3 protein-coding genes are annotated in these 4,152 nt (G+C 43.3%); all 3 read right to left on the bottom strand.

Annotation, left to right across the window (positions count from 1 at the left end):
• Positions 1-201: 201 nt before the first annotated feature.
• On the bottom strand, positions 202-522 hold the full coding sequence (locus T518_RS11765; protein WP_248617206.1) for an SLATT domain-containing protein: 321 nt from the start codon (positions 520-522) through the stop codon (positions 202-204).
• A 12-nt stretch (positions 523-534) separates the two neighbouring features.
• Entirely contained in the window at positions 535-1,350 is an 816-nt protein-coding gene (locus T518_RS11760) for an SMODS domain-containing nucleotidyltransferase (protein ID WP_072003610.1), read from the bottom strand.
• A gap of 216 nt (positions 1,351-1,566) precedes the next feature.
• Positions 1,567-4,095 carry a restriction endonuclease gene (locus T518_RS11045; protein WP_162177259.1) on the bottom strand — a complete coding sequence of 843 codons (2,529 nt, stop codon included), beginning with the start codon at positions 4,093-4,095 and terminating at the stop codon, positions 1,567-1,569.
• Positions 4,096-4,152 lie beyond the last annotated feature (57 nt).

The following is a 4,152-nucleotide window of genomic DNA, read 5'->3' as shown; positions in this document are numbered from 1 at the left end:
GTCGAGCAGGGCATTCAGCGTTTCTTCTACGCTGTCACGTACGAGATCCTTTAAATTATTCTTTATAAGATCCTCGTTAAGTTGTATAATGTTACCAGACATGGTCTATTGCCTCCTTACGAATTTTGTGTGGTAACTTAATTGTACTAGCGGCAATAGACTATGTCTATTTTTTATGAAATTGAATTTGCGAAATATATTTTACCTTATCTTTGCTGCATTTCTATGCTGACTTACTTCATTTTGAATCTTATATTCCTTGGCGTATAGATTTAGACATAAAGACAATACAGCAGCAATTCCACCTACCCAAGTCAATATGACCTTGTTTGTTATAATGCTGGCAAAAAATCCGCAAGAAGAAAGTACGGTCAATATAATCTGTGCATTCTTCAAATACTTATTTTCTTTCTCAAATCGATCAGCTAATTTGTGATGCGCAGTGTATGTGTAGATAACTTTTCCACAGGCATCCTTTATTTGATTTTTTAATCGTGCCCTATAGCTTTTATCACTTTTCATTTTTACTACGCCCTATGCCATGTTATTTAGGATCTTGCCAAGGACATCCCATCCCTTTGTAGTATCAATCGGCATTCCACTTCCGGGAGCAGATAGACTTGGCGCAAATATTCCGTTGCATGAAATATGATTATAATAATCAAGCAATGCCTGTTCATACGATCTTGGTTGGCTTGAGAAATTGCTATCTCCATCCGTAAAATGCCATCCCCCCATCGCAACATATACAAAGGAATCAATTAAAATTCCGGACAGATGATAGCTCGAATAAGAATCATCTCTGATCGTTCTTATGTGCTTACAAGTGGCACACAATAGCCCATTAGATGAGCTGTTCTTTTCCTTCATTGCTTTTTGCTCAGACTTAGGATCTGTTGTTCTCCAGTTTCCTCCCATATTAGTATCTGGATATTTGTATGAAACATTACCACTCCAACTTGTCTGTGGAAACGCTGGTAACACCTCAAATTTCATTCCATCAGAAAAGGCAATTTTAACAACCTGACCATCTGCCCTAATATCGCTTCTTGAATAAGGAGTTTCAATCGCATTCTTCACAGCCTGCAAAAGTCGAGATTGCCCATTCCCTTTAGAATATGAGTATCGATTATATTCATCTTCCGGAATTGCAATAAGTATATCTATGTCGCTTGTATTTATTGCTGTGTTTCTTCCATAAGAACCAACATAGAGACTATGTATGGTTTCACTCGTAGAATTCCAAAACTCTTGATTTATAGCTTTCGTAACCCTATGATATCTGCTTGCTATGCTTTGACGCGTTACTAAAGGGATAATATTATCATGTCTTATTACGTGTGAACTCATAATTATTTCTCCATTTCATTTTTGCGTTTTTGCGTGGCAAATGCCCTGAAACAACTGTTTACAGTTTACCTCTTTCCAATCACAGTTTCTCTGATATACGGGTACAACGAATACAGTTCACTGAGCGCATAAAAATCCCTCGATACTACTGTTATGAGCTTGCATTAGCCTTTCTCCTTTTTGCACCCGTTAGCAGGCGATTACTGCATTTGCGTTTTACCATTCCTTCACAGTGAGGAAGCCCCTCTCGATAGCGTCCGGGAAAAGGAATGTCTTATTTGCCACATCAAAGGACACCATCACCTTGCCAGATTTGATCCCGGCAACCTTGCCTTCTCCATATCTCTTGTGTGTAACGATAGTGCCGACACGGAATTTAGACAGATCGATCTCCGTGAACTTCGGTTTCTGCTCTCCATAAGGAGCAGGATTTTCCGCCACCTGGGAGTCTCTATGAAGTCCTGGAACAGGATTTTCCTGATTGATTGGTACGACTTTGAGCTTTGCAGGTGCAGGCTTAGGCGCAGGCTGTTCGATGATGACAGTCTTCTTGAACGGATTCTCCTGCATGGAAGCAGTCTGGGCCGATGCCATGTCTTTATACTCGTCTTTTGAAATGACGGTACTGAACAGACCGACGTTCTCATCTTCGGCATGTTTACTGATTCCGGTATATTCAAGAGAAGCGTCTTCATAGCGTTTGAAGTTATAGACTGCACTGTTCATTAGTGAATCATTAAAGATACCCAGTGAAACAAGCAGTTCAAAGTCCTCGACCGTAAGACCGGTTACTTTCTTGAAGAGTCCTGGTTCAAACTGCGTGATAACATCTTTCAGGCTGTACTCACGGAAGTCCGTCAGGTACATGAAGATCGGAATTCTGGTAGCAAACTTGATGAGCTTCTCTTGAATTTCTTTGCGTTTGCTCTTATATTCCTTCTCCTCCTTAGAAAGCTGCTTCTTTTCCTTCGACGTCATGTCGTCGCCCTTTTCAGCTTTAGCCTTCTTGACGGCATTGGATTTATTGATAATCGTCTCGATGTCTTTATTCAGACTGCGGAAGCCTTCGATGTTCATAATGGCTTTCATAGCTTCTTCGCTGTCTAGAAGCCTCTGGAGCGTTTCATTGTCCACGTTCACAAGGAGAGCGGATTCCCAACGTCTTGCAAGAAGCGTAGCGGATGTTCCGGCCATCGTGATATCAAGAATATCCGACGCGGAAACAGCAGTCATCGTGCTGCCATCGAATGCGAGTACCGGCAGGAAATGAATGAAGTCAGCGACCTTCTTCTCCGGATTTGATTCGGAGATATTGAGTCTGCAGCTATAATCGGAAATCTGACGCAGGGCACGGTCAAGAGCAAAATCGAAGATGTAGCAGTTCTCTTTAAGAATCTCCTCGCTGCCATCCTCTTTCTTGATTGTCCACGGAGACTGAACCCTGAATGCTGCCTGAAAATAGGTCTCCGGCGAGGAGAGATTACGCAACATAAAGATGCCAGTCCACGGCTTAATGGTCACACCGGTCGTAAGCTTTCCACATGAAAGCGTGATGGTCTTTGTCTCCGTCGGTGGGTCCATTGACTCACGTACAGGCTCAAGTGCAGCAAGTCCTACGCCCGCCGCCGTTCCGGCACAGACATTGATCGTGTAGTCGTGGTAGAACACATTCTGCTTCTCATGCAGCAGATTTGCCATAGCATAGCAGGATGCCACATTCGGCAGGAACCAAAGTGTGTGATTCAACACCGACAGCATCCGAGCATCGGAATATGGCATAACCGGCTTGGCGTTCTGACCGAGCTTCAGATTATCAACTGAAGACGGCAAATAGGCACCTCGAATAAGGGATAGCCATTTCTGAACATAATCCTTGTACACGAACTGAGCTGTCTCCGGGTGTCCCTCTACCTCCGGTTTTGCTGCAAAGAATACGTTCAAATCAAATTCATTAAAGTCTTCATTATAAGCAATACGGCGAATCTCATCCGGAATCCGATAAGTCATCAAAACGATCTGAGGCATGGATGCGTATAGGTTAGGCCCTTGGCTATCATCCCAGTTCTCTTTTGCGTTCTGCTCATCCGAATAAGTCCATGAGAAGATCTGATCTTCCATAAACTCGCCAGTGTTCAGCGCGCGGAAAGGTGTGCCGGACAGGAAGAGATAATACTTCGTTGTGATTGGGAGAAAATCCTCGTTGACGGCATTGTCTGCCTCATCCTTCTTGTACTTATCGATATCCAGCTCGTCGTAGCTGTCCTCGTCCTCTTTCTCAAACAGATGCTTTGCGTTTTCACGCCACGCGCCGAAGTGGTACTCGTCGAAGATGACTAGATCCCAGTTCGTCGTATGAACCCATTCATTCTTGGCCTTGATACCACCTGCAGCATTTGTACCGAGAAAATCCTGAAATGAACCAAAGCAGACGATGGGCTTCGTCTGATCTAGGTCCTCTGGACGAATCCCAGTTTCCTGAGAGACTTCGCGCGAATAAAACTGCCAGCCTTCAAAATCCATATGGCTCAACAGGTCGGTTTCCCATGACTCTTCAACAGCCGGTTTGAATGTCAGAATGAGAACACGCTTCATATCCATAGCCTTGGCAAGTTCATAGGATGTGAAGGTTTTTCCAAAACGCATCTTCGCGTTCCATAGGAACTTCGCGGAGTGATCCGGATTGCGCTGGGATTCGGATTCAAAATATTCGATAAGGTAAAATATATTTCGCAAATTCAATTTCATAAAAAATAGACATAGTCTATTGCCGCTAGTACAATTAAGTTACCACACAAAATTCGT

The organism is Mitsuokella jalaludinii DSM 13811, assembly GCF_000702905.1.
GTDB lineage: Bacteria > Bacillota > Negativicutes > Selenomonadales > Selenomonadaceae > Mitsuokella > Mitsuokella jalaludinii.
Note: the sequence above shows the minus strand (reverse complement) of the source record. Positions and strands in the feature narration are given on the sequence as shown.

Excerpts from the sequence above, each read along its gene's own strand:
- T518_RS11765 (WP_248617206.1), bottom strand. The coding sequence starts at position 522 with ATGAAAAGTGATAAAAGCTATAGGGCACGATTAAAAAATCAAATAAAG.
- T518_RS11760 (WP_072003610.1), bottom strand. The coding sequence starts at position 1,350 with ATGAGTTCACACGTAATAAGACATGATAATATTATCCCTTTAGTAACG.
- T518_RS11045 (WP_162177259.1), bottom strand. The coding sequence starts at position 4,095 with ATGAAATTGAATTTGCGAAATATATTTTACCTTATCGAATATTTTGAA.